Genomic DNA, 24,501 nt, shown 5'->3' with positions numbered 1-24,501 from the left:
AAACATAATATATTTGCGACTTATGAAATTCAGCAAGATTTATATCGGTTTAATTTTTGGAGCGACAATGATGTCGTGTAGTGATGATGAGACAGCACCGTCCATAGATGCACCGGATACTTATACATTTACCAGAGATGGTGCAAGCACTGTTTCGTACAGCGGACAGTCCACAAGGATAGCCATGAATCACGAATTAGGCAGTGCGTTGAAAGTAGAAACAAATTCTGAAGATGCTTTATTGAGCATGTACAATCATCAGGAAGGCGATGCTGATTTTTCGGATGCTGATTTGAATGCGTCCAGCAAGAATTTAAAAAGTAAGACAGCGGCTTCTGCTGATTATTTTTCAGATAATGCGACAGATGCCGCAGCTATTAAAACACAAATTGACACTTGGATATCTAATCAGCACGATGAGGTATTTCCAAAATGGAACGATGCTGCTTCTGCTGGAGCTGCTGGACAAATTGCCGATGGTACATCTACTAGATATGTAAATGCTCAGGGAATAGAATTCAACCAGGTGATAGCAAAGTCTTTAATCGGTGGGCTTTTGGCAGATCAAATATTGAATAACTATACCAGTACAGCAGTGCTTGATGCTGGTTCTAATATTGAGGACAACGATGCAGATGCAGTAGCTGAGGGTAAGACTTATACTAACATGGAGCATAAGTGGGATGAGGCCTATGGATACGTATATGGAGGAACTGAAGATAAGCCAAGTGACTTATTGAAGTATATCGGAAGTGTGGATGGTAATGAAAACTACACTGGTATAGCAGAGACTATTGAAGGTGCTTTTATTTTAGGAAGAGCAGCTATTGTAGCCAAGGACTATACGGTAAGAGATGCGCAGACTGAGATCATCAGAGAAAATATTTCTAAGGTAATTGCCGTAAGAGCGGTACACTATCTCCAGGCTGGAAAAGCAATGCTAGAATCTAAAGAATATGGAAGTGCTTTTCACGATTTATCAGAAGGTTTAGGGTTTGTCTATAGTTTGCAGTTTACAAGAAAACCAAATACCGACGCACCGTACTTCACTAAGGCTGAAGTTGAAAAATTTTACGAAGATATATTGGCCAATGAAAACGGTCTATGGAATGCCTCTTCAACTACGCTGGATGAGATATCACAAGAAATTGTGGATGCATTTGACTTAGTGCTTGCAGAAGCGGCGTTATAAATTATTTGAAAATAAAAAGTGGGATGAGGTCAGTTTTTAATTGACCTCATTTTTAAGTTTATGAAGATTTCTAGAGTTCTTATATTAACGATTACAGTTTTCTTATACTCCTGCGATTCAGGAAGCGACGAATCCACCAACGACAATTTTGATAGAGGAGCCATGTTGGCCAATTGGGCAGATCATATCATTATTCCTGCTTATAACAACTACGAAAAAGAATTAGAAGGGCTAACAGCTGCAACGCAGAATTTTACAGCTAATCCATCTGAAAATCTGCTTGTAGAACTTAGGACTAAGTGGAAATCAGCTTACCTGGCATGGCAGTGGGTGGCTATGTTCGAAATAGGAAAAGCAGAAACTATAAGCCTACAAAGTTACACAAATCTATACCCGACAGATCCAACAAATATTGAAGCTAATATTGCATCAGGAACGTATAATTTAGACTTGCCTTCGAGAAGAAATCAACAAGGTTTTCCAGCGATTGATTACCTCATTAATGGTCTAGGGTCAGCAGACAACGAGATAGTTGCGGTTTATTCCGATGAAAACTCTGGAGCAGCTTACAAAGCTTATTTGGATGCAATTGTTTCAAAATTGCACTCACAAACTACTGAAGTGCTAGCCGACTGGAAAGATGGTTACAGGGAGGTTTTTGTAACTAATGATGGTTCAAGCGCCACTGGAGCTGTAAATAAAGTGACCAATGATTACATCTACTATTTTGAAAAACACTTGCGAGCCGGGAAAATTGGAATTCCTGCTGGTGTATTTTCTAATACACCAGATGCTAAAGATGTAGAAGCCTATTACAATTCAGATTTTTCCAAAGAACTTTACGAAGAAGCCTTAAAGGCAAGTGATGCATTTTTTAATGGTCAACATTTTGGTAGCGAGACCAAAGGCGAAAGTTTCGCCTCATATTTAGATTATTTGAACTCAATCAAAGAAGGTGAGGACTTGGTTAAGTTGATCAATGATCAGTTTGTCAGTATAGAAACTACGAGTAGCAATTTGATGAGTGATTTGTCTGAACAAATTGAAACTAACAACACGTTGATGCTCAATACATATGATGAGTTGCAAAAGAACGTGATCTATTTCAAGCTGGATATGCTTCAGGCCTTGAATATAAAAGTGGACTATGTAGACGCTGATGGAGATTGATGCACGATCATCATATTGGAATCAAACCACACAGGCCGCCCCACTAGCGGTCTTTCGTATTTTATTTGGGCTACTCATGTTTTTGAGCATGGTTCGATTCTGGGCTTATGGTTGGATCGTACGCCTTTACTTAGAGCCCAATTTTCATTTCTCTTATTATGGTTTTGAATGGGTGAAACCTTTGGGAGGCTTTACTTATATCCTCTTTATTATTTGTGGATTATCAGCCTTGATGGTTTCGGTAGGCTATAAATACAGAATCGCAATTGTGATATTTTTTTTGAGTTTTACCTATATCGAATTGATGGACAAGACGACTTACCTCAATCACTATTATTTCGTGAGTTTGGTAAGCTTTATCATGATTTTCTTACCCGCCAATGCCTATGCCTCTATAGATGCTTATAAGGAACAAAATTTAGCGTTTGAGTACATTTCCAAATGGAATATTGACTTGCTAAAGCTGATGCTTGGTATTGTCTATTTCTATGCTGGCTTGGCAAAACTGAATTCCGACTGGTTGGTTGATGCCATGCCTTTGAAAATGTGGTTGCCAGGTGGTTATGATTTACCCCTGTTAGGTCATTGGCTACAACAGACTTGGGTACATTATACGCTGAGCTGGGTAGGGGCGTTGTATGACCTTACGGTGCCTTTCTTGTTACTCTTTTCCGCCACTAGATGGTTTGGGTATTTTATGGTGGTTGTCTTCCATGTACTCACCAGTATACTATTCCCAATTGGGATGTTTCCGTACCTTATGATTGCTTGTACACTCATTTTCTTTCCATCAAAGTGGCACGTGGATGCACTTTCTAAGTTGGGTCAATATACTACATGGATGCAACCAGGTGTTTATACTGGTCGCACGCTGAACATAGACTATAATTCTTTTTGGCAGAGGGCAAGATTAACCCTGATAATCGTTTTCTTTGCGCTCCAATTTGCCATTCCATTCAGGTATTTGTTGTATCCGGGGGAGTTGTTTTGGACGGAAGAAGGATTCCGATTTTCCTGGCGAGTGATGTTGATGGAGAAAGCGGGAATTGCAGATTTCAGAATTGTTGATGGAAAAACGGGTCGACGGTTTTATGTAGACAACAGAGATTTTCTTACACCATTTCAGGAAAAGCAAATGTCGTTTCAACCTGATTTTATATTGGAATATGCGCATTTCCTGGGTCATCATTTTGAGTCTCAAGGACATGAAAATGTGGAAGTGTATGTAGATAGTTTTGTGGCACTCAATGGAAGGTCAAGTCGTCCTTTTGTAGACCCAGAGGTGGATTTAATGAAAGTTAAAGAGTCATTCAAACATAAGCAGTGGATTTTACCATTCGAAGATGAGATTAAAGGTTTGTAGCATAATTGGCGTAATGCTGTTGTTGGCTCAGGTGTCATGGGCGCAGCATGAATTGAGGGGTAGAGTTGTTGATGCTGTTTCAAACCAAGGTTTAGCTTCCACACAGGTTTATATTGAAGAGCTAAAAAAACTGGTGGATACGGATAAAGAAGGGTATTATCGTTTCAATAATTTACCTGCAGGTCAATATACATTGATTGTTTTTTCCTATCAGTACGAAACACTGGCCACTCAACTAGAGCTTAGCAGCAATCAAACATTAAACTTCGAACTTTCTGAATTGTTGACAGAGCTTTCGGAGGTAGTTATCAATCAAAAGAAAGAAGAAATATTTAGCCTAAAACGACTCCAGCCAGTGGAAGGCACGGCCATCTATGCAGGAAAAAAGAGTGAAGTAATCTTGTTAGATCAGATGGTGGGAAATCGTGCGAGCAACAATGCCCGGCAGGTGTATTCGCAGGTAGTTGGACTCAATATTTATGAAAGTAATGACGGCGGACTACAATTAAGTATCGGAGGGAGAGGGCTAGACCCAAATAGAACTTCAAATTTCAATACCAGACAAAATGGGTATGATATCAGTGCTGATGTGCTAGGTTATCCTGAAAGCTATTATACCCCGCCAGTAGAAGGTCTTGAAGAAATTGAAGTGATTCGTGGGGCAGCATCCTTGCAATACGGCACACAGTTCGGTGGTTTGATTAATTTTAAGATGAAAGAGCCGGTAGCAGATAAAAAAGTAGAATTGGTCTCTCGACAAACGCTCGGTTCATTTGGTCTGTTTACCAGTTTCAACAGCCTGAGTGGAACGCTAGGAAAATTTAGCTATTATACCTATTTCAATTACAAGAAAGGGAATGGTTACCGACCCAATTCTGATTTTGATTCAAAAAACTTCTTCGCCAATTTCAAATATGCCTTTAGTGACGAAACTAGCCTTTCGGCAGACTTTACCTATTTGAAATATTTGGCTCAGCAAGCAGGAGGTTTAACTGATAGCCAATTTGCAGAAGACCCCATGTTCAGCAATCGCGAACGTAACTGGTTTGAGGTAGATTGGAAGTTGTATGCTATTAGACTTGATCATAAGTTTTCCAATAGAACGGATTTTAGTCTCAATTTTTTTGGCTTGGATGCCGAAAGAAATGCGCTAGGGTTTAGAGGAATTCCAGGAGCTGATGGACTCAACAGAAACCCCGTAAACGAGCCAGATTGGACAGATGAAAATGGGGGTTATGTTTACCCAAGAGATTTAATCAAAGGCAGTTTCAACAATTGGGGTGTAGAAACAAGGTTGTTAACAAGATATAGTCTTTTCGATCGTGATGCTGTGTTTTTAATTGGAGCTAAGTTTTACAAAGCAGAAAACACTTCGCTGCAAGGCCCTGGCTCGTTTGATAGTGATGCTGACTTTTCATTTGATCTCAACAATCCTACTTATCCTTATGTTTCAGATTTCACATTCCCTAATCAAAATTTGGCTTTTTTTGGAGAGAATATTTTTTATCTGAATGATAAACTATCTATTACACCGGGGATTAGGGTAGAGCATATCAAGACTGAAAGTGAAGGTTCTTACCGGGTGTTTCCTGACCCGACGGATGACACTGTCTATCGAGATACTACAGATGTCCAATCGCTACCTAGAACCTTTGTTTTGTTAGGCTTAGGCGTGAGCAATGAATTTAATCCAAATCTTGAACTGTATTGGAATTTTTCACAGAATTATCGTTCAGTTACGTTCAGTGATATCAGAACGGTAAACCCATCCTTCATCATCGACGAAAACATTCAAGATGAGAACGGATATACCTCTGATATTGGGTTGCGTGGAAAATGGAAAAAATATGTGTCTTACGACATTGGAGGATATGTAATGATGTACAAGGATCGTATTGGAATTGTATTCGACAATAGAGCCAATCGAGTGAGAACTAACATAGGAGATGCCATGATCTATGGCTTGGAGCTTTTTGCGGATTGGAATCTAATTGAAACTTTAAAAGGAGACAATCAAAATGTTAAATTCAATTGGTTTGTGAATGCTGCCTTTACCGGATCCAAGTACTTGAACGCCATTGAAGGAAACAACAACGTAGATGGCAACAAAGTGGAGTTTATCCCAGACGTAAATATAAAAACGGGTCTCAATATGGGTTACAAGAATTTGCTGGCAAGTATTCAGTTCACCAGTATGTCTGAGCAGTATACCGATGCAGAAAACTCAGGGATAGCAGAACCAGGCAGTGCCAGGGAAGGAGTGATAGGAGAGATACCTGCCTATCAAATCCTTGATTTCTCTTTATCCTATAGCTATAAGATGTTACGTTTGGAGTCAGGTGTCAACCAATCTGACTGATAACAACTACTATACTCGAAGAGCCACAGGCTATCCCGGTCCCGGAATCATTCCGTCAGACGGACGCAGTTTCTATTTGACGTTAGGGATTAAGTTGTAAGAGATTAGACTTCGGCGTCAGACATCTTGAAGATGTCTGACAACTCTATAGGAATAAAGCTTTAGTCTTGCTCCACCCCAGGTAAGCGCTTTACCCAGGCTACCAACTTTTCAACTTGCTCGTCAGATAGACTGGCTTCTCCATGAATAAGTGTGTATGAAGTTAGAGGCATTTCACCTTCTTCTACTTCTTCATAAAACTCTTCTAGTTTGTGCAAGGCTTTCTTTTCTGAATAAGAACCCCATTCAGAGAGGTTAAAGTGCTCACGGCCTTCTTCGATGTGATCAGCCAACCACCAAGACACAGGGGCGAAATTTGAATACCACGGATATTCTGTATGGTAAGAATGACAATCGTAGCAAGAAGTCTTTATGATTTGAGCAATTTCCTCTGGCGGATTAGTAATGGAAATAAAATCGTTACTAGCATCATACGTAGGGTTTTCTTTGTCTATGCCAAAGAATTGTATGATAATAAGTACGGCTACCAGGCCCGCTATAATTTTTGTTTTTAGTGTCATCTGTAAATCCTTGAAAAATTGGATTCGAATATATAAGATTTATATTGTAAATCCACCATCTGCCGTGTAAACACCACCGGTACAATAGGAAGAAGCTTCTGAAGCTAAAAATAGTGCTAGACCAGTGATTTCATCTGATTCTCCTATACGTTGCAGAGGAAGGTGTTTTACAAACTTCTTAGTCAGGTCATCATTACTCCAAAGCGCCTCACTAAACTTAGTTTTAATTAGCCCTGGACATATCACATTGGCTCGAATGCCTTGTGGTCCTAGTTCTTTAGCCATTACCTTAGTGAGCGAAATTAAGGCTGCTTTACTTACACTATATATACCCAAATGTGCTTCAGGAGAGATGCCACCTACACTGCTAATATTGATGATGGAACCGCCAGCCTCCATGTGAGGTACGGATAATTTCACCAATTCAAATGGTCCTTTTACGTTGACGTCCATGATCTTGTCGAACGCAGCGATGTCAGTTTGTATCACGGGACCAAAAACAGGATTGGTGGCAGCATTATTCACCACAATATCGATCTTGCCATATACTTCCAAAGTTTTGTCAATCAGGTTGCCAATTTCCACCATGTCACCTGTGTTACAGGCTACTCCAATAGCTTCAAATCCTGCTTCGGTGATTTTTTCGGCTACTGCATCTACTGCTTCTTGTTTTCTACTCGAAACTACTACTTTGGCACCAGCGGCAGCATATATGGAGGCCATGGCTTCACCGATTCCTTTACTTGCGCCAGTAATTATGGCAACCTTATCTTTTAATGAAAACTTACTCATTTCGTATGATTGGATTTAATGTGAATATCTGTTTGAGGGAATGGTATTTCGATTCCGTTTGTATTGAATAGCTCGTTGATTTCGAACCTAATATCGCTTTTGATCGATTCTATTTCCCACATGTTTTTGGACCAAAATCTTATTTCAAGATCTAAAGATGAATTGCCAAAATTGATGAATCTACCAAAAGGTTTAGGTTTTTTAGCTACCTCCGGATGATTGGCAGCAGCTTGTTCAATCAACTGTGTTGCTTTTTTTACATCTGAGCCATAGGCTACACCGACACTAACTTTGAAACGGGTAGATTGACGATTGTGAGACCAGTTGATCACCTTGTCGCTAACCAATTTAGAATTGGGCACAATGATAATGATGCCATCTCGAGTTACTACTTCTGAAGTACGGATGTTGATTTCAGTGATTTTTCCTACCAACCCCTCAAGTTCTACAATATCACCGATCGAAACTGTGCCTTCAAACAATAGTACTAATCCCGAGACTAAGTCATTGAATTGTTGCTGAACCCCGAGCCCGAAACCCACCAATAGGGCGGCGGAACCGGCCAATAGCAAAGTGAGCTTGACTCCAACCAATTCCAGTCCAACAGCGATGGCAGCTACGATAACAACATATTTGATGATCTGATAGAATGCCCATGCACGGCCTTCGTCAAACTTGTTCAGTTTAATCTGTCTTTTGAAAAAGCGTCGCAGGATAAAAAGCACCAGTCTGGTAGCTACTACCACACCTACAATGGCCAGGATGTGATAGACCATGATATTGATTTCACCGAAGTGAATAAGCTTAAATTGGAGGAACTCTTTCATGCGTTATATTAGGATAGTCTATACTAATCCATAATTTCCATAATTGGTTTTTGCAATGCAAGATTGTTCGGATAAAATACTGTTTTTTTCTTCTCTACCTCCAATTGTAAAGAGAAGAGTGTCATGTCTACGATAATCCCTTCAATAGTATTATCACCATCAACTATCCTGATTCTAGTACCTATGCGATGTGGAAAACTAAAGAATAGAACTGCACTAGCGGTGATGTTGCTTAGAATAGACCAGCTTGCAAAAAGTGCGATGCCAGCTACCGTAAAGAAGGACGCAAAGTAGATAGCTATTCCTTCGAAAGTAATGTTCCAGATAAAACCTAATAAAATAAGACAAACTATGGTGAAGGAGCTGTTGATAATTTTAGCCGTATCAGTAGCTCGCCCTTTTTTAAATTTTCTACGAGTCGCGAATTTTTCAGTATATCGTTTTGTGAGTAGCTTGGCTACTGTATAAACAAGGAGCAACCCTACAGAAAGTATACTTTGGATGATAAGCTTATCTTGCATTGAATGATAATAGAAAATGGTTTAATTGAATCGAAGTTAGAATTTAATTCTTTGATTTTATAGACGATCATACAACAAAATCACTCTATTTTTGATTATTAATATTAGAGACACAAATTGATTATTATGAAATTTCCAATATTGGTTACTGCTTTAGCTTTTCTGTTTGTTTCATGCGAAGAACTAGAAGATGCTCTTAATCTTGGTTTATCAGATGAAGAAATTGTAGAAGGATTAAAAGAAGCCTTGGATACCGGGTTAGATAGTGCAGTCACATCTGGTTCGGCAGTAGATGGTTATCTGAAAAATGAAGCCATCAAGGTTTTGCTTCCAGAAGAGGTGACTAAGTTGCAAGATGAAATTGATGCTGGAAGTATTAACTTGGGGTTTACCACTGTTTCATATCAGCAGTTGCTGGATTTGTATGTAGAAACAAATCAAAACATTGATACTGATCCGTTTGAGGAACTTATTGTTGCCATGAACAGGGGTGCTGAAAAAGCTGCCACCAAGGCAACACCTATATTTGTTGATGCCATTACATCCATGAGTTTTACTGATGCATTGGGGATTCTTCAAGGTGGAGAAACTGCTGCCACAGACTATTTCAAAACAAAAACGAGTACGTCATTGATCAGCGCATTTCAGCCAGATATCAAAACTGCATTGGGAGAAACTGCTGCCACTGATATCTATACTGGAGTTGTTGATTTTTTGAACCATGAAGAGACGTTTAGTCTTGGCCCATTATCTCAGACTGTTAAAGTGAATCAATATATCGGCAAAGATCTCAATCTGCCAGAAACCCTTGACGAATACGCGACTACCAAAGCAGTGGACGGACTTTTTCATTTGGTAGGAGAGGAAGAGAAGAAAATCAGGAAAGATCCGTTACAATATGCCAGTGACATCATACAAAAAGTATTTACCAGTGATGAAGCCAACGGTTAAAGGAATCTTCAATACTTATTTATCAACTCTTTAATCTCATTTCTCCGTTCTCTATTGGGATTGCTACTTTTACCAACGTTGTAAAAATAAATATACCCATGGCCCAGATGCCTAAGGTTACACCGATTTCTACTAATGTCGGCGCATACTCCACGATATCTCCCCAAGGCCCAGGAATAAATCCAGGAATGATTAATCCCATGCCTTTTTCAATCCAGATAGCAACGAATAACAATCCACAAGATAAGTACATGAAAAATGGTTTGCTTCTGAATGTATGAATGGTCAACAATACTGTAGCTATTACATTCATACCGATAGAAGAGTAAATCCAGGGCATCAAGGCATTTTTACCTTCTAGGCCAAAGAATAAGTAATAAGCACTAATACTATGATGCGTCGGTGCATAAAACTCTTTGAAGAGTTCAGAAAACAGCATGATCAAATTGATCTGAGCAGCAACAGTAATGATTGTCGTTATTTTCTTCACTGTCTTTTCTTCTATGGCGTATTTGGTGAATTTGTTGATAACTCCTAAAGCGATGACAATCAATGCAGGGCCTGCAGCAAATGCTGAGGCTAAGAATCTTGGTCCTAGCAAGGCGTTGTTCCAAAACGGTCTGGCAGGCAGACCTGCATATAAAAAGGCTGTCACCATATGTATACCTACTGCCCAAAAAACAGAAATAAATACACCTGGTAGATAGATTTTTTTGTTTGGTGATTGGCCTTTGTACTTGGTGAATAAGATATAAAATGGAATACTGATATTGATAAAAAGATAACCATTTAGTACAAGTACATCCCATGCTAGCATGGAAGATGGAAAATTGAAATAACCCAACTTAGGTATCAAATGCCAAGCTCTGGCTGGTCCACCTAGATCCACTGTAACAAATGCCAAACACATGATTAGAGCTGAAACTGCTAAACCTTCTCCAATAAGTACGGCTTTATGGAAATCCATATCTTTAAGGATGTAGGTAGGTAGTACAAGCATAACAGCAGCAGCTGCTACGCCTACCAAAAAAGTAAAGTTAGAAATATACAACCCCCAACTTACCCTATCACTCATGCCAGTGATTGATAAACCTTGGTCTATTTGCAGATAATAACAATAAGCACCGAGTAGCATGAATAAGGTTAAGCTCCCCATCCAAATGTGGTAGGTCATATTGCCCTTAGTGGCTTCCCGAAAACCATCTTTTACTAATTGTGTAAGTGCATTCATTCTATTATTGCTTAATCCATGTAATACCAAAACTTAGGTTCAGTACCCAGGTCTTCTTTTAATCTAAATACTTTTTTGTTGGCCAATATCCAACGGATTTCGCTGTCAGGGTCGAGTAAGTTTCCGAATACTCGTGCACCAGTAGGACAGGCTTCTACACAGGCTGGATTTTTGCCTTTACGTGTTCGTTGAACACAGAAAGTACATTTTTCCATGACCCCTTTTTTTCGCATTCTGTTGCCTAAGTAGTGCTGCTCTTTGTTGACTTGTTCTTCCAAAACTTTTGGGTCGGACCAATTAAATCGTCGACCATCATAGGGACAAGCGGCCATACAATATCTACAGCCAATGCACCAATCGTAGTCAATAACCACAATTCCATCTTTTTCCTTCCAGGTAGCGCCTACTGGGCAGACATCTACACAAGGAGGGTTGTCGCAATGAAAGCACTGGGTACCCATGTAAAAATGGCCTTCTGCGGGTACTTCATGGTAATAATCGTCATCTGCAAATTCGAAATTGATTTGACCATTTTTGTGTTCATGAATACGAATATATTGCATCTCTGAGTCTCGATCCTGATTGTTTTCTTCGACACAGGCATTCACACAGTCCATGTAACCTTGGCATTTGGAGATATTGAACGCGTAACCATAAAGCACGTCTTCTTCAGCATCCTTGGCTGAAAGATTGATAGTACTTCCTTTATTGATTTCATAGAGCCTGGTCAGACGATCTACAGTTGCACCTTTCTCATCATCTGTCATCAATCTGAAGTTGCCTTTGAAGTATTCTTCCCAATTGAGTTCTGCCTTTTCCTTTTTAGTATCACCAGCAGTGACACTGCATGAAGAATTGACTAATCCAGCACCTGTTAATAGCCCTAGTGAAAGTTTGCGAATGGCATCTCTTCGGTCTGATTTTTTGTCAAATACCTGAGTGAACCCGTCAGGTTTGTTTTCTGAACAGCCACAAGTCGACTTTCCGCAGCCTTGATGTTTGTTGGTTTGATCTGGCATATAGTTATTCGTTTTCTTGTTGGTTTATTTTAGTTTTATTTAATCTCGATGGCCACCTGGGTTTGAAACTGGGGTCATGAGGATTGTGACAATTCACACAAGTCATACTTACGCGTGGTGGGGCCCATCCACCCACGCGCTTGCCGTGTGCACCACCCAACCAGTCTTTTTTCTGTTCAGAATGGCATTGTCCACATAGATTATAGCTTTTGTTGAATGAAATGGGTTCTTTAGTAAGAGAGACCAATTCATTCAAATCTTGATCGTTATGGCAAGTCATGCAATTCATGGTTTCATTCGGAGCATGATGAATAGAGATGTTCCAATGCGATTTTTTGTATTTGGAAAGCTCACTGGCTTTTAGTGACTCTATAGACCGGTCATGACAATTGAGGCATGAAAAAAGCTCCATTTGACTAGTTCGCTCTGGGACTAAGAAATTATTACCCGCAGGATGTTCTACTTCTACAAGTGCCAAATTACCCACATGATCCAATGAACTCACCCCATAGCTGATAGAGTCTTTATCCATGTGATTTATCTTATCCATAATCCCATGTAAATGGGCTTCTTCTTCATCTAGACTTTTAGTGTGAGTAGTGCATTGTTGAAAGAGAACCATGCAGCAGAAGTATAGTATGATATGCTTATTCATTTTCATCGTTTCTTTTCCAGGTCATTTTTACAGAATAGCCATCAGATATTTCTACTGTATTTGATGGTACAGGTACATGGCATTGTCGACAATTGCTTCGTTCGGGGTGTGAAACTCGAATTTCTTTAGGAGCAGCTGGTCCGCTATGACATGCCATACAATTGGATCGCATTTGAAGATCATGAGGAATGACTGGAGGACTTCCTGCCATCGCTCGATTGTCTACTTTCTGGGCCTGAGCTGCTTGCCATTGATGTGGCTTAAATAACTTGTCAGTTTTTGTAGGTACATGACACTGTTTGCAATTGACAAGTTCAGGATGAGGAGTCACAGGAGCATAAGCTTCAAATTGAGCCACATACCCTCCGTTGTCATGACATTGCAGACAACTCTTATCGCCAATGCCTTTTTCGGAAAGCAAAGGGTGAGGAATTGTCGGAGGAGCACCTGCATACGCCCGATTGTCATAATACGAATCCAAACTTCTTTCTAGCTCAGGATGGGCTTCCATATCTACCTCGGTCTCTGGATTATATGCTCTACGAAACACATTATATTCTTTGTCCAGATTGGATAGCGGTGGTGTCAATTGTTGAGAAACAGGAATACCTTTGAAATCTTCATCTATGCTTTTATTAAAAATGAATAAAGCAGCAATGATCAGAATAATCCAAAAAGAAATAATGGGGTATTTGGATGATGCTGTCATGCCTTTTCTACTTTAATGGCACATTTCTTATAATCCGGTTGCTTTGATATCGGACAAAAGGCATCCAAAGTCAATTCATTGATCAACATTGACTCATCAAAAAACGGAACAAATACCTCTCCACTTACAGGCTGACCCCGTTCATCTACAGAAGCAGGCAACTCGATGGTGCCGCGTCGACTGGTTAGTTTTACTTTATCACCCGTTCTTATATTCATGGCCTTGGCATCCCCTGGATTCAACTCTACATAAGAGTGGGGTACAGCTTGGTGTAGTACTGGAATTCTTCTGGTCATAGATCCCGTATGCCAGTGCTCAATAACACGACCTGTATTTAATAAAAATGGGAAATCGTTATCTGGATTCTCTGGTGCAGGTTCATATGGTCTGGCCCATATCCATGCTTTTCCGTCAGGTTTCCCGTAAAAATCATAACCATCTCCTTTAGCAGCAGGATCATATTTTGCATGAAAACGCCATTGAGTACTTTTTCCATCTACGTAAGGCCACTGAGCGCCTGGTTGCTTCTTGAGTACTTCATATGGTGCTATGCCGTGTTTTTTACCTTCATGGTGACGAGCATATTCAGCCCAAATTTTTTCAATGTGCTCTTCTTTAGACCAAGGGAACAATTTTTCATGACCCATTCTACGTGCTACTTCTATGATTTGCCAGGTATCACTCATGGCCTCACCTGGTGCATCTAGCATTTGATCAAAGTGCTGAGTTTTTCTTTCAGAATTGCCGAACATACCTTCTCGTTCGATCCACATAGCTGATGGAAGAATGACATCGGCGATATCTGTCGTAGGAGTGGGGTATACATCAGATACCACAATGAATCGACCGTCTTTTTTAGTCGCATCTCGGTATCGATTCAATTTTGGCATAGTTACCATTGGGTTGGTGACTTGAATCCACATAAACTTGATGTCTCCGCGATCAAGTGCCCTGAACATTTCTACCGTATGATAGGTAGGTTTTGCTGGTATTTTTTCAACTGGCACGCCCCAAATTTCGGCTGCATGTTTTCTATGCTCTTCGTTCATTACCACACCATGTGGAAGCTTGTGTGTAAGCGTTCCCACCTCTCTTACCGTGCCACAGGCACTTGGCTGACCAGTCAATGAGAAAGGACTATTGCCTGGTGTCGAGATTTTCCCTGTGAGCAGATGGATATTGTAAACCAAATTATTTATCCATGTACCTCTAGTGTGTTGGTTCATTCCCATGCACCATAGTGACATGACTTTGGTATTGGCATTACCATATTGAGCGGCTAAATATTTGAGGTCCTTGGCTGATACACCCGTGAGTGCTTCAACTTTCATTGGATCATAAGGTTTTAGGAATTCAAACAATTCATTAAATGAAATGTCTTCTGCTTTATCCTTGAAATTAAATTTATCTTCTAATCCGTATCCAATGTCTGTTTTGCCTTTTTTGATGGCACAGTGATCTTTTACGAATTGTTTATTTACCCAGTCATTTTTGATGATTTCATAACAAATGGCATTAGCAATAGCCAAATCACTTTGAGGCTTAAAAAGAATGGTTTTATCGGTAGCCGCGGATGTACGTGTCATCCGGGTGGTTAGATCAATGATCTTTACATTTTTCCTTTTCTGTCTTTGCTCAAGAATTCTGGAAAACAAAACAGGGTGCATTTCAGCCATGTTATTTCCCCAAAGCACAAATACATCTGCGTGATCAATATCTTCATAACATCCCATTGGTTCATCCATGCCGAAGGAAGTCATAAATCCGGTCACGGCACTAGCCATACATAATCGCGCATTCGCCTCTAGGTTATTGGTACCGATGCCACCTTTCATGAACTTGGAAGCCACATAACCATCAGGAATAGTCCACTGTCCGGACCCATACATAGATACCGCATCCTTGCCATGCTTGTCTATAGTTTCTTTCATTTTAGAGGCAACCAGATCCAGTGCTTCTTTCATAGAGGTCTCTACCAATTTGCCATTTTTCCGAACCAACGGTCTAGTTAATCTGTCTTTGGCATAAAGCGCCATAACCGAATGGTAGCCTTTTACACAACATAACCCTTTATTCACAGAGTTTTGGGGATCTCCTTTCACAGCTACCGCTTTCTTATCTTGAAGTCCAATCAGTAAACCGCACCCAACTCCACAAAAACGACAAGGTGATTTTTTCCATGTGATGTCTCCTTCAGGTAGATTTTTTTCTTGCTCCTCGGCAAATAAGATCCCTGGGAACATCGATGCAGCAGCAGCCATGGCCGACGCTGTAGCTAACTTTTTAAGAAATTCCCTTCTAGATTGATTAGATGTTTGCATACGTTTTAATTATTGTCTTTAAATCCTGAAACCATCGTCAATTGCTCTAGGCAATCCAAGGCATTGATTTTTTCGAGAAGGGTTTCTTCTGCTTGATTATCCTTAGTTTCTGTTACCACAACTAAAAGGTCTTTATTCGTACTAGGCAATGCGTCGCATTCTGGAAATAAAGCGATTTGATCGGTCAATTGTGTTAATTGATCCTGCTTCGGAATGGCCAAAAAACTTGATATAGGCATATAGAATAAGGTTTAGTTTATTTCGAAATAAAGTTGAGAAAAAACGGTCAGTCTGAATTGAAATAACTGGAAAATCTAATCATTCAATAAACTGATTTTCGTCATGTTTTTATAAGCATGATGTACATATGTCAAAATGAACTTCTAACTTAATTTAATTAATTATTTATAATATGATGGTCAGTATTTGAATCGAATGATGTTTCGTTGGATTAATCTATCTTTGGAGGTACATAATATATGCGCTTAAATTTGATGTCATAATGATCAAAGTTGTCAAACTACTTTACACTCTTTCCATTTTCGTATTTCTTGTTATTCTATTGTATGTGTATGCATTTTTACCCAACCAAATTGGCGTTTTCTTTGATGCTGGTGGGAACGCTACCATCTCAATACACAGGGCAGATTTCTTCTATTCAGCTTTAGGGCTTTTCATTTTGACCAATGGGTCAATCTTGCTATACAGGAGAATGAATAGGGGACATCTTAATATCGGAAAATCAGAGTTTGAAGATATGACTTCTTCTGAATTAATCTATCACTGGTTAAACGGACTTTCGTTTGTAATCAACGTGATTTATATATTCTCTATCATGTTTGTAGGCATGTATCATAATGCTGAGCATTTCGATATCACCAATTATGTTGCTTTAATATACATTGGTCCAATCCTATTGGCTGGTTGGATTTTTTGGTTTATTTATTTACAATTTTCCAAGAAGTAAAAAACTTCTGTCTTTCAATTAGTTATATAGACTGATTTAAATAATCAGTCAAATAATTCGTCGGTTTCTGGGCAGATGGAGAAGAGTTTTGATTTGAAATTTTCACTCCAAATGTTCTATATTCACCTCCAATTTTGGAAAGTGTAAAATCCCCATTTTTAGTTTTGAATAATAATCTTTAGGTATAGGAGATGTATGGCTGCTAGTGTAGAATATAATGAAGATAGTATTAAGTCACTCGATTGGCGCGAGCATATCAGGTTAAGACCTGGTATGTATATTGGTAAACTTGGAGATGGCTCGGCTGTCGACGATGGAATCTATGTATTGGTCAAAGAAGTGATCGACAACTGTATTGATGAGCATGTCATGGGGCATGGTAAAACGATTCATGTGAAAGTAGGTGATCATCGTGTGGAAGTTAGAGATTATGGTCGCGGGATTCCATTGGGTAAAGTGGTTGATTGTGTGTCTAAAATCAACACTGGTGGCAAATATGATTCTTCTGCCTTCCAAAAGTCTGTAGGGCTAAATGGAGTGGGTACAAAAGCAGTAAATGCATTATCTACCTATTTCAAAGTTCAATCCTTCCGTGAAGGAGAAACTAAGCTGGCTGAATTTAATACTGGTGAGCTTACCAATGATGCCAAAATTGCTAAGAGCTCTGAACGAAACGGGACGTTGATCGCTTTTGAGCCTGATAATACCGTATTCAAAAACTATCATTTTATTCCGGAATATTTAGATAATCAAATCTGGAATTATGCTTTTCTGAATGCTGGCCTAACCATCAACTTCAATGGTCAGAAATACCATAGTGAAAATGGTTTGTTAGATCTACTGACCAGAAAGTCAGATGTAGATACTTTGCGATATCCTATCATTCACTTGAAGGGGGATGACATTGAGATCGCTATGACGCACTCCAATCAGTATGGTGAGGAGTATTATTCCTTTGTGAATGGGCAATATACGACGCAAGGAGGGACGCATTTAGCAGCTTTTAGAGAAGCGGTTGTTAAGACCATTAGGGATTTCTTTAAAAAGGATTATGATGCAGCGGATATCAGAGCGAGTATAGTAGGAGCCATAGCCGTAAGAGTACAAGAGCCTGTGTTTGAGTCTCAGACCAAAACTAAACTAGGCTCATTGAATGTAGCTCATGATGGACCAACCATGAGGAGTTTTGTGCTAGATTTTGTACGAAAAGCTTTGGATGATCATTTGCATAAAAATCAGGCGGTTGCAGACGCTTTGCTCAAACGGATTTTGCAGTCGGAGCGCGAAAGAAAAGAAATTGCTGGTATCAAAAAACTAGCAAATGATAGAGCAAAAAAGGCCAATCTTCACAATAAAAAACTAAGAGATTGTAGACTTCATTTTGATGATAAGAAAGGAGATGAGGATAAGAAATCTGAAACGATGCTTTTCATCACTGAGGGAGATTCGGCAAGTGGTTCTATTACTAAATCAAGAGATGTACAGACGCAGGCGGTTTTTAGTTTGAGAGGAAAACCATTTAACTGCTTTGGTCATACCAAGAAAGTGGTGTATGAAAATGAGGAGTTTAATTTGCTTCAACATGCACTCAACATTGAAGATGGGATAGAAGGCTTGAGGTACAGAAAGATTGTAATCGCTACCGATGCGGATGTGGATGGTATGCACATTCGATTGTTGCTGTTGACCTATTTTCTCCAATTCTTCCCAGAATTGGTAAAAAGTGGGCATGTATTCATCTTAGAGACTCCTTTGTTTAGAGTGCGAAATAAGAAAGAAACCATCTACTGCTACAGTGATGAGGAGAGGCAGAAGGCAATTCATAAGCTAGGTAGCAAGCCTGAAATCACACGTTTCAAAGGGCTGGGAGAGATTTCTCCAGAAGAGTTTGGTGAATTTATCGGAGAAGACATTAGACTAGAGCCAGTAATCCTTAGAAAGGATACCAAAATTGAAGACCTGCTCAAATTCTATATGGGCAAAAACACCCCTGACAGACAAAATTTCATAATTGATAAACTAAGAGTTGAAAAAGACTTAGTAGAGGAAGAACTAGTTTAACCAATGGAAGAAAACAATCACATCAACAGTCAAAACCAATCTGACGAACCCATACACGATGTCATTCCAGTTTCCGGGATGTACGAAAATTGGTTTTTGGACTATGCCTCATACGTAATTCTTGAAAGAGCGGTACCTGCCATCAATGATGGCTTGAAGCCTGTGCAGAGACGTATCCTTCATGCGATGAAGGAAATGGACGACGGAAGATACAACAAGGTGGCCAACATCATTGGAAGTACTATGCAGTATCACCCACATGGGGATATGTCGATCGGAGATGCCATGGTGAATTTGGGCCAAAAGGACCTGCTGATTGACATGCAAGGTAACTGGGGAGATGTGCGTACTGGAGACCGTGCCGCAGCGTCCAGATACATTGAAGCCCGGCCTTCCAAATTAGCTTTGGACATCCTATACAACCCTCAGACGACCGAATGGCAGTTGTCTTATGATGGTAGAAAGAAGGAGCCCGTTACCCTTCCTGTAAAATTTCCATTGTTGTTGGCACAAGGGGTAGAAGGGATTGCAGTAGGACTATCTACCAAAATATTGCCTCACAATTTTTGTGAATTAATCGATGCCTCAATCAAACACTTGAAAGGAAAAAGCTTCAAGTTGTATCCTGATTTCCAGACAGGAGGCATGATTGATGTAGAAGAATACAACAAAGGCCATCGTGGTGGTAAAGTAAAGGTGCGTGCGAAAATTGAAGAGTACGACAAAAAGCAGTTGGTCATCAAAGACATACCTTTTGGCACCACAACTACAAGTTTGATCGAATCGATTATCAAAGCCAATGATAAGGGAAAGATCAAAATCAAAAAGGTAGTAGATAATACGGCAAAAGATATTGAGATCCTGGTTCAATTAGCTCCAGGAGTTTCGCCAGACATCACTATAGATGCGCTATATGCCTTCACTGATTGTCAGGTGTCTATTTCTCCTAATGCCTGTGTGATTGTAGATGAGAAACCCATGTTTACCAATGTGCATGAGATTCTCAAAATGAATACCGATCAGACGGTGGATTTGCTTACTCAAGAGCTGGAAATCAGAAAAGGGGAGCTGCTAGAAAAGATTTTGTTTTCTTCACTCGAGAAGATTTTTATTGAAAACCGTATCTATAGAGATATCGAAGAATGTGAGACCTGGGAGGCGGTTATTGAGACTATTGACAAGGGACTAGAGCCATTCAAGCCACAGTTCTATAGAGAAATTACACAGGAGGATATCGTACGATTGACGGAAATAAAAATCAAGCGTATTTCCAAATTTGACTCTTTCAAAGCGGACGAATTGATGTGTAAACTTCAAGAAGAGCTCGCACAAGTAGAACATCACTTGGCCAACATTGTGGATTATGCCATTTCATATTTCAATAATCTATTGAAAAAGTATGGAGAAGGGCGCGAAAGAAGAACCGAGATTTCATCTATTGAAACCATTGCAGCAACCGCTGTGGCTGCCAACAATGCCAAATTATACGCCAATTACAAGGACGGATTTATTGGTTATGGATTGAAAAAGGATGAATTCATTTCCGATTGTTCTGATTTGGATGACATTATTGTTTTCAGAAAAGATGGCCGCTGTGTGGTCACAAAGATTCAAGACAAAGTCTTTGTAGGAAAAGACATTATTTATGCTGGTGTTTTCAAAAAAGGGGACGAGCGGATGGTCTATAACATGTGCTACCTGGACGGTAAATCAGGTCGCACCATGATCAAACGATTTAATGTGACTTCTGTCACTCGGGACAAGGAGTACAACTTAACCAAGAGTGAAAAAGGCTCCAAGGTGCATTATTTCACGGCCAATCCAAATGGAGAAGCTGAAGTCGTAACCGTGTATTTAACAGCAGGAGCAAAGGCAAGAAAGAAGGTATTTGATTTTGATTTTGCTGAGATTGATATTAAAGGTCGTGGAGCCGGAGGGAATATTCTGACCAAGTATCCAGTTAGGAAAATAGATTTGAAAACGGCTGGAAAGTCCACCTTGGCCGGCACAGATATTTGGTATGATGATACCATTGGTAGACTAAACCGTGACGAAAGGGGTGTTCATTTAGGAAATTTTAATGCAGAGGATTATGTTATTGTTTTCTACAAAGATGGTAGTTATGAACTGACCTCATTCGAATTATCGAATCATTACAATCAAGGGCAGATCTTCAGTATTCATAAATTTGACCCGGACCAAGTGCTTAGTGTATTACATCAGGATGGTGAGTCTAAAGTGTTGTATATCAAACGTTTTACAATTGAAACTTTGACTGTAGGGAAGGCTTTTTCATTTATCAATGAATCTGCCAACTCTAAGTTATTACATATCTCTGTAGTAGATGAACCAAAAGTGAAAGTGACCTATCGAAAGAAAGGTGAACGTGCCAAGAGTGAAAAAGAATTTGCTTTGGCGGATCTGATCGATAAGAAGGGATGGAAGTCAATAGGCAACAAATTTCCTGTACAGAATGTCTCTAAAGTGGTCGAGCTAAACACGGAGATAGAGACGAAAAAAGATGAGCCGGCTACAGTAGACCCGGAAGTATTAGAAGGCTTAAAAGCTGAGGTACAAAAGGAAGTTGAGCAAGAAGAAACAGAGAAAGAGGGTTTTGATGTAGGTAGTTCGATTGATTTGAGCAGTTCTAAAGCGGAAGACGAAGACGACGAAGACAAACCTCAGCTTGGACTTTTCGAATAATCGAGCATATCAAGAGCAGTGGCTCCATTACATGTCTGAATATGTTACAGACAATAAAAAGCAGCTATTTGATGATATTCTGAGTCAACGCACTCGTTACTTAACAGTGGTCCTTGAAGATTTATTTAAAGCGCATAATGCAAGTGCAGTGATGCGGACGGCAGAGGGTTTGGGCATACAGGACATTCATGTGGTGGAACAGCGGAATGCTTATGATTATAACCCGTACGTGCTGAGAGGAGCAGGAAAGTGGCTTACTTTGGAAAAATACAATCAAACGGATCAAAACATGAAAGTCTGTTTTGATCATTTAAAAAGTCAGGGGTACCAAATATTAGCTACATCCCCTCATGAGTATGCCAAGGATTATAGAGAATTTAAGATCAAGCAAAAAACAGCAGTAGTTTTTGGCGCCGAAGAAACCGGAATTAGTGATTACGTAAAGGAAAATGCTGATGGGTTTGTTCAAATCCCAATGCATGGATTTACAGAGAGTTTCAATATATCAGTGAGTGCTGCGATAGTTTTAGAAGATTTCATGAGGCAAATCAGAAATAAAGAGGGCATTGGCTTAACGCCAGACGAAATTTTTACGTTGAAGCTCGAATGGTATAAAAAAATGATACCGAATGTTGATATTCACCTCCGTGCTTTTAATAAATCTCTTGAACAGAATAAGAATTGATAACCAATGCTAAAAACAATTAAATGGTTCATACTGTCAACTTTCGCATTTATAGTCATTTGTAATGTTTGGATTGTGGGCACCACACAACAAGGCATTGTAGAAGACAGTCGAGAGTTAATAGGAGCAGAGGTAGGTTTGGTATTTGGCACAAGTCAACACCAGGTAAATGGCACTTCCAATCCATTCTTTTTCAATCGAGTAGCATCCGCAAAACAACTTTTGAGTACCGGTAAGGTGGAACAATTGGTTCTGAGTGGTTCAAAAGATTCCATTTATTATGATGAGGCAGAAGCCATGAAAATAGCACTGATTGATCAGGGAATCGATCCGGATTTATTGATTCTTGATAAGTATGGAAATAGAACTATAGAGTCATTGGCCCGATTAAAAAATGTATATGGTTATGATCAATGTATACTCATCACACAGGAGTATCATGCCTATAGGTGTCTTTTTATAGCTGAAAAGATGGGTTTGCATGCACAATGCTTTGTGGCAAAGACTCCTGATAAGAAATCGCATATTTGGGCGTTGTTAAGAGAATTGTTGGCGAGAACGAAAGCAGTTATTGATTTGTACTTGTTGTCAGACGACTTGAAATAGAGTTTTGATTATATTCAATCACAATTTTTTTTCTTAGCCCCTTATAATAACTTCGCTTCAAACTTGCTGAATTAGGCCGTATGCGCTTAATTTATCTATCTGACTTAAATGAAGCCTGAATAAATGGAGATCCTTGATACTTATCTCGAAGATAAAAGTACCTATCAATTTGCAGAAGAGCCCTTATCCCTGCAAAGTGAATATTTCAATGTTAGTATTCTAAAAGAAATTGAAAAATTAGGAGGAAAGATTGATCTAAATCCTGTACTCGTTGTTTCTGCTCAGGTACTGAGTTATGCACAGTTTTCTAAATTCTTCAAGTCTCAGCGAAATATGAGTGAAGAAGACAGAAAGAAGTTTGTAGAAAACTATTTTGCACATTGTGGTTTTGGAAAGCTTTCGATGCGGTCAGTATCGAATAAAGGAGGATATGCTGAACTGATCTCAGACCATTTTGCCTCAGCGTGGTTTAAGTACTTCGGTGAACGAACAAAGGAGCAGCCAGGTGTTGGGTATTTTACTTGTGGTTTTTTATGTGGGGCAGTAGAGGCCATATATGAAGTACCTTCAGGAACATTCGATGGAAAACAATCTACTTGTATCTCTAAAGGCGACAACAAGAGTAGATTTGAGGTGTTTAGAGGCTTGAAAAGAACGCTTAATCCATCACCTTCAAACGGAAAACAACAAGAAGAAGATGAACCGCTTACAGATACTAGTGGAATAAATGACTTCAAAGTAATTGAATTAATCAAAGACCTTCATCTTACTGGTTTGGCTACAGATAAAGGTTTTGTTGAGTGTTTTGGGACTACCTGGACAAAGAATTATGCCAATTATTATCCACTGGTGATGATTAAGCTTTTGATGCAAGCACAGAAAAAGTTAGGAAAAGGAGGAGTAGGTCACATTAAGAAAATTTTCACGGAAGAAGCAGAGAAGAATGCTTATTTTATCCTTGGTAGTGTATTAAACTCTGAATTTTGGAAGGAAAAAATTACCGGAATTGTGAGCTCAGATACAAATGGAATGTGGCATGCTTGCCTCGATATTATGAGTGCGTTTGGTTGCGGTAAATGGGAGTTAGCAGAAGGGAGTTCCACTGAATATAAAGTCAATGTGATCAATAATCCTGAAACAAACGCCTTCTTGAAATTAGTAGGTAATACTAAAGCACCACTAGGCTATTATACTGGTGGCTTTTTGACTGGTCTGGCGCATTATATTCGCACCAATCCAAAACCAGATGCTGTAGATGCTAATTTTATTGAAGAAATGAGAACTTCAAAAGGTGACATTTCATACAAAGAAGAGCAATCGAGAATGCTAGGTTCGGAAAAAGATACGCTCATGATTCTTGTTCATTAGAATCAAGAGCGCCTTTAATATCTAATCAGATAAATGACCTGACATATACCAAGCACCACCGGCTAATGCCAGATCTTTTAGTAAACTAGGCATACTCGAATCACTACCATTCATTACAGCCACTAAATGAATCATAATTGCGAATAGCAATAGCATTAACCCCAGTAATTGAGTAGCCATTTTTGCTCTCTTATCAATGATTATAGCGACTGCTGCAGCGACTAGTGCTGCTCCGGTCAAATAGACCCAAAATAACCCTGCGGGCATAAAAGAAGGCACCATTCCGGTCATGCCTTTAGCATTCATAAAGTGAAAAATTCCAAAAATAGCCATGGGTATGGCGAACATGTATTTTCCAGCAACTGGTAGATTGTTCATTTG

General features: G+C 39.5%; 22 protein-coding genes. 11 read left to right on the top strand and 11 right to left on the bottom strand.

Translation table 11 applies throughout. From position 1 onward, the window contains the following. Positions 1-22: 22 nt before the first annotated feature. The 4 genes from ACOQO5_RS10625 to ACOQO5_RS10610 are packed head-to-tail and all read left to right on the top strand — an operon-like array spanning position 23 to position 6,084. On the top strand, positions 23-1,192 hold the full coding sequence (locus ACOQO5_RS10625; RefSeq protein WP_420581671.1) for a DUF4856 domain-containing protein: 1,170 nt from the start codon (positions 23-25) through the stop codon (positions 1,190-1,192). Between the two features lie 60 nt (positions 1,193-1,252). Next, entirely contained in the window at positions 1,253-2,362 is a 1,110-nt protein-coding gene (locus ACOQO5_RS10620) for an imelysin family protein (RefSeq protein ID WP_420581670.1), read from the top strand. After that, on the top strand, positions 2,352-3,725 hold the full coding sequence (locus ACOQO5_RS10615) for an HTTM domain-containing protein (protein WP_420581669.1): 1,374 nt from the start codon (positions 2,352-2,354) through the stop codon (positions 3,723-3,725). Before ACOQO5_RS10620 ends, ACOQO5_RS10615 begins: the two co-directional genes overlap by 11 nt. Continuing rightward, a complete protein-coding gene (locus ACOQO5_RS10610) occupies positions 3,706-6,084 on the top strand; it encodes a TonB-dependent receptor domain-containing protein (RefSeq protein WP_420581668.1) in 2,379 nt (792 codons plus the stop codon). The genes ACOQO5_RS10615 and ACOQO5_RS10610 overlap by 20 nt, the downstream gene beginning before the upstream one ends. Before the next feature lie 161 nt (positions 6,085-6,245). Here ACOQO5_RS10610 and ACOQO5_RS10605 read toward each other — a convergent pair whose 3' ends face one another. The 4 genes from ACOQO5_RS10605 to ACOQO5_RS10590 are packed head-to-tail and all read right to left on the bottom strand — an operon-like array spanning position 6,246 to position 8,844. Next, the gene (locus ACOQO5_RS10605) at positions 6,246-6,704 is read right to left on the bottom strand and encodes a heme-binding domain-containing protein (RefSeq protein WP_420581667.1); all 459 of its coding nucleotides are present in this window, start codon (positions 6,702-6,704) and stop codon (positions 6,246-6,248) included. 39 nt (positions 6,705-6,743) lie between these two features. Continuing rightward, positions 6,744-7,496: a glucose 1-dehydrogenase gene (locus ACOQO5_RS10600; RefSeq protein ID WP_420581666.1), complete on the bottom strand. Its 753-nt coding sequence runs from the start codon at positions 7,494-7,496 to the stop codon at positions 6,744-6,746. Next, entirely contained in the window at positions 7,493-8,323 is an 831-nt protein-coding gene (locus ACOQO5_RS10595) for a mechanosensitive ion channel family protein (RefSeq protein WP_420581665.1), read from the bottom strand. Before ACOQO5_RS10595 ends, ACOQO5_RS10600 begins: the two co-directional genes overlap by 4 nt. Positions 8,324-8,346: 23 nt before the next feature. Then, positions 8,347-8,844: a mechanosensitive ion channel domain-containing protein gene (locus ACOQO5_RS10590; protein WP_420581664.1), complete on the bottom strand. Its 498-nt coding sequence runs from the start codon at positions 8,842-8,844 to the stop codon at positions 8,347-8,349. Between the two features lie 126 nt (positions 8,845-8,970). Here ACOQO5_RS10590 and ACOQO5_RS10585 point away from each other — a divergent pair, with 126 nt between their 5' ends. Then, entirely contained in the window at positions 8,971-9,795 is an 825-nt protein-coding gene (locus ACOQO5_RS10585) for a DUF4197 domain-containing protein (RefSeq protein ID WP_420581663.1), read from the top strand. A gap of 22 nt (positions 9,796-9,817) precedes the next feature. Here ACOQO5_RS10585 and dsrP read toward each other — a convergent pair whose 3' ends face one another. From dsrP to ACOQO5_RS10555, 6 genes are all read right to left on the bottom strand, one after another. Then, positions 9,818-11,026 carry a sulfate reduction electron transfer complex DsrMKJOP subunit DsrP gene (gene dsrP / locus ACOQO5_RS10580; RefSeq protein WP_420581662.1) on the bottom strand — a complete coding sequence of 403 codons (1,209 nt, stop codon included), beginning with the start codon at positions 11,024-11,026 and terminating at the stop codon, positions 9,818-9,820. 11 nt (positions 11,027-11,037) lie between these two features. Then, positions 11,038-12,045, bottom strand: a complete 1,008-nt coding sequence (gene dsrO, locus ACOQO5_RS10575; RefSeq protein ID WP_420581661.1) for a sulfate reduction electron transfer complex DsrMKJOP subunit DsrO — start codon at positions 12,043-12,045, stop codon at positions 11,038-11,040. Positions 12,046-12,049: 4 nt separating this feature from the next. After that, the gene (locus tag ACOQO5_RS10570; RefSeq protein ID WP_420581660.1) at positions 12,050-12,595 is read right to left on the bottom strand and encodes a cytochrome c3 family protein; all 546 of its coding nucleotides are present in this window, start codon (positions 12,593-12,595) and stop codon (positions 12,050-12,052) included. A 97-nt stretch (positions 12,596-12,692) separates the two neighbouring features. Next, positions 12,693-13,409 carry a cytochrome c3 family protein gene (locus ACOQO5_RS10565; RefSeq protein ID WP_420581659.1) on the bottom strand — a complete coding sequence of 239 codons (717 nt, stop codon included), beginning with the start codon at positions 13,407-13,409 and terminating at the stop codon, positions 12,693-12,695. After that, positions 13,406-15,730, bottom strand: a complete 2,325-nt coding sequence (locus tag ACOQO5_RS10560) for a molybdopterin-dependent oxidoreductase (protein WP_420581658.1) — start codon at positions 15,728-15,730, stop codon at positions 13,406-13,408. The genes ACOQO5_RS10565 and ACOQO5_RS10560 overlap by 4 nt, the downstream gene beginning before the upstream one ends. 5 nt (positions 15,731-15,735) lie before the next feature. Next, complete coding sequence (locus tag ACOQO5_RS10555) at positions 15,736-15,969, bottom strand: chaperone NapD (protein ID WP_420581657.1); 234 nt, start codon at positions 15,967-15,969, stop codon at positions 15,736-15,738. Between the two features lie 263 nt (positions 15,970-16,232). On the opposite strand from ACOQO5_RS10555, the gene ACOQO5_RS10550 reads away from it, so the two are divergent. The 6 genes from ACOQO5_RS10550 to ACOQO5_RS10525 all read left to right on the top strand — a co-directional run bounded on the left by ACOQO5_RS10550 (position 16,233) and on the right by ACOQO5_RS10525 (position 24,120). Further along, a complete protein-coding gene (locus ACOQO5_RS10550; RefSeq protein WP_420581656.1) occupies positions 16,233-16,697 on the top strand; it encodes a hypothetical protein in 465 nt (154 codons plus the stop codon). A gap of 195 nt (positions 16,698-16,892) precedes the next feature. Then, a complete protein-coding gene (locus ACOQO5_RS10545) occupies positions 16,893-18,758 on the top strand; it encodes a DNA topoisomerase IV subunit B (RefSeq protein WP_420581655.1) in 1,866 nt (621 codons plus the stop codon). 3 nt (positions 18,759-18,761) lie between these two features. Beyond that, complete coding sequence (locus ACOQO5_RS10540; RefSeq protein ID WP_420581654.1) at positions 18,762-21,461, top strand: DNA gyrase/topoisomerase IV subunit A; 2,700 nt, start codon at positions 18,762-18,764, stop codon at positions 21,459-21,461. A 31-nt stretch (positions 21,462-21,492) separates the two neighbouring features. Then, a complete protein-coding gene (locus tag ACOQO5_RS10535) occupies positions 21,493-22,146 on the top strand; it encodes a TrmH family RNA methyltransferase (protein WP_420581653.1) in 654 nt (217 codons plus the stop codon). 6 nt (positions 22,147-22,152) lie between these two features. Next, on the top strand, positions 22,153-22,752 hold the full coding sequence (locus tag ACOQO5_RS10530; RefSeq protein WP_420581652.1) for a SanA/YdcF family protein: 600 nt from the start codon (positions 22,153-22,155) through the stop codon (positions 22,750-22,752). 123 nt (positions 22,753-22,875) lie between these two features. Next, positions 22,876-24,120, top strand: a complete 1,245-nt coding sequence (locus ACOQO5_RS10525) for a hypothetical protein (protein WP_420581651.1) — start codon at positions 22,876-22,878, stop codon at positions 24,118-24,120. A gap of 21 nt (positions 24,121-24,141) precedes the next feature. Here the strand turns inward: ACOQO5_RS10525 and ACOQO5_RS10520 are convergent, their stop codons facing one another. Beyond that, positions 24,142-24,498, bottom strand: a complete 357-nt coding sequence (locus tag ACOQO5_RS10520) for a DoxX family protein (RefSeq protein WP_420581650.1) — start codon at positions 24,496-24,498, stop codon at positions 24,142-24,144. Positions 24,499-24,501: the final 3 nt, after the last annotated feature.

The sequence above is a fragment of the Reichenbachiella sp. genome, from assembly GCF_965223055.1.
GTDB lineage: Bacteria > Bacteroidota > Bacteroidia > Cytophagales > Cyclobacteriaceae > Reichenbachiella.
This window is presented reverse-complemented; position numbering and strand designations above follow the sequence as displayed.